Genomic DNA, 2,873 nt, shown 5'->3' with positions numbered 1-2,873 from the left:
AAAACCCGGCGCAATAACCATTAATCCCGATTTATTGATGTACCCCAGTCCTTCGGGTGTTGCTGCAACCGCCAAATCTTCGGAAAACCAAGATAGCCTGAAAAAACGCAACGGTACAGCTATTTTTCCGTTATGGTCAACAAAGCCGTAAAAACCTTCTTTTTTCACTTGCGCCAATCCGTCCCGAAAGCATTCGGCAGACTCGTAGTCCAACGATATTACCACCCGGCCGGATTTGTCAATAAAGCCCCACTTTCCGTTTTTCTCTACAGGGGCAAGCCCTTCCTTGAAAAATCCCACGTTATCATACGAGAAGCCGACCGCGATATTGCCTGATTGATCAATAAAACCCCATTTGCCACCCTGCTTTACTTTGGCGAGCCCTTCACTGAAGTAATCAACATCTTCAAACTGCGGAAAAGCTACGTACATTCCTGTGCTATTGATAAAACCCCATTTTCCGTCTTGTTTTATCTTGGCTAAACCTTGATGAAAGCGGTCAACCTCTTCACATTCAGGAAGAGCTATAAAATTGCCTGTTCTATCAATAAACCCGCACTGACCGTTAAGCTTAGCAGGCACGGTTCCTTCCCTAAAGGGCCAACTATTGATTTCATACTGTGGTACAATCACTAACCTGCCTTCCCTGTCTATAAAACCCTATTTACCCTTCAACTTCACTTGTGCCAAATCATCGCCGACAAATTCCCTTATGTCGTCATATTGCGGTGTAACTACCATCTTCCCCGTAATGTCGATAAGACCCGCTTTCCCACCTGTTTTAACTATTGCCAGATTATTTTTCTCAAAAGTTAGTTCATAATCATACTGTGGTGGAATGACCCACTTACCGGTTGTTATCAGCATTGCCCCGAACTTTCTGCCATCAGGCAAGCCTTCGTTGTAGGATATAACATCGCGATAATCATAGTCAGGTTGCGCAGTTACCTGGCTACCCGAGGTAATTACTAAAGCCATAACCGAGTATAAAATAATCCTCTTTACTTGGAATCGCAAATCTACCATCCTCTCATACTCGTGCTTTACCCGCATACGAGCTTGTTTATCTAAAACTACCTATTTGGATATATATTCCATTATAAGAAAAAAATCCTGCCATAAAGTGGTTCCCAATTTGGTATCTTTCAGAAAATTTATTAAGCATAACATCGCCACACATAAATATAAGCATAAACTCGCCAATCTGGCGAGCTTATGCTTATAATCACATATTTTTATAAAAAATCGGGATTTAGATGGTGGAGGTGAGCCTCTCCGGACTCCTGTCCATTCAGCTACTAGTTTATATTGCTCTACCCTTATCTAAAATAAGGGTACGAGTTACCGGCCATATTCAACATCCAGGCTCCTACTACCTATCTCCCGGCAGCCGGGCTGTCGATGCTGTGCAAGAAGCCGGTGGAGTAACTGAGGAAGGTAGCGTGGACTTTATTAATTTAGCGCAGAAGCTAGTCGACGGAGATATTGTTAATGTGCCGGAAAAATAATACAACTTTGGAGTGGTACGATGGAAAATATTTGCTATCAAGAGTTTAAAAGCAACGATTACAAAGAAGCATTTAATCTCTTTGGAATCGCACGTAATGCTCTTTCCATTATTCTTGTCTACTTCAGATATTCTTCCCCACTCCCGAAATATAAGATAATCAAATACATCGGCATAAATTCATTGCATCACTGTTGAAATAATTTCCTCCGCCAATTTCCTGATATATCTTATCATTATCTACTTTAATACGATATTCTTCATACTTCCAAACATTATCCCTATCATATCGTTTGACTGCCTCAAAGCAATATTTTTTAATTTCTTCCAATCTCGCTTTATCTTTTAAGATCACTTCATATTTCTCAGTATGAATGAACACGTAAAAATATCTTCCCCAACTACATAAATACGTACATTCAGGAAATAATTCTTCTATTGGTTCATGAATCTCTTGCCATGCTTTCGCAACTGCAGTTGCTTTCATAATTTCCACTATGTCTTTCAAAATAAATTGAATCCGCATATCTTTAGTAATTCCTTGCAACTTACATTTAATTAACACCTCATAAAATGCCAAAATATATTTATGATTTGGATTTTCAATTCGGTATTGAATTTCAGGGCCAGGATCTTCCATGTAAATATAGAAATTCAAAAATTCAGCGTCATTTCGCGGACGTTCTAGTTTACAATTATAAATAAATTTATTATAAAACTTCTTTACATAGGCAATATAAGCGTTAACAAACTCATAGCGAAAATCCGTTCTACTATACCTAGAAACTGCGAAATCATAGTCGAGGCTTTTCATAACAGAAGGCTCTGGTTCTCCTGTTCTTCTATTATATAAAATTAAAGGGTCTCCAAAATTGATAAACCATTTTTTTATGTTCATCAGAAAACCTCCCTAATTCATGCCACAAAAACCTTTATGCCATAATGATGTTGTGTAGCTGCTAACTTCCTTTGACCATGCCGTGCTCAGCGGTCTTGTCCATAGCAGACTAAAAATGCTCTCTTGCATTGTCACTTATCTCGGTATATAATTCCAACAAATAACTGGTACCGGGGTGAAATAGGAAAGCCACGCTGCGAGTGCCCTGAACAAGTTCTCGCAACGTGGCTACCAATAAACAACATGGTCATACTATCACGTTACGAAATAAAATTCAATTCTAAATCAAATATTTTTTGTTACCAGTAAGGATTTTCCCATCTGCCCTTGTTGCGGTGAACCGCTTTCCGGTTATGACCACATCCTCGCATAGTTCGGCTCGGATGTGGTATCAAGGTTCAGCTTCTTGTGCCGAGAGCCTTTTGCCGCAACTGCCACCGGCTACATACTGAGCTGCCAAACTTCATT

The 2,873-nt window shown here is 39.6% G+C and carries 3 protein-coding genes; all 3 read right to left on the bottom strand.

What is annotated here, in order from left to right; all coding sequences use genetic code 11:
• The coding region (locus ABFC98_04255; protein MEN6445241.1) for a WG repeat-containing protein at nucleotides 1-654 on the bottom strand (654 nt) is incomplete at its 3' end.
• A 6-nt stretch (nucleotides 655-660) separates the two neighbouring features.
• Complete coding sequence (locus ABFC98_04250; GenBank protein ID MEN6445240.1) at nucleotides 661-1,017, bottom strand: WG repeat-containing protein; 357 nt, start codon at nucleotides 1,015-1,017, stop codon at nucleotides 661-663.
• 650 nt (nucleotides 1,018-1,667) lie between these two features.
• A complete protein-coding gene (locus tag ABFC98_04245; GenBank protein ID MEN6445239.1) occupies nucleotides 1,668-2,405 on the bottom strand; it encodes a hypothetical protein in 738 nt (245 codons plus the stop codon).
• Nucleotides 2,406-2,873: the final 468 nt, after the last annotated feature.

Source organism: Candidatus Cloacimonas sp. (assembly GCA_039680785.1).
Taxonomy (GTDB): domain Bacteria; phylum Cloacimonadota; class Cloacimonadia; order Cloacimonadales; family Cloacimonadaceae; genus Cloacimonas.
This window is presented reverse-complemented; position numbering and strand designations above follow the sequence as displayed.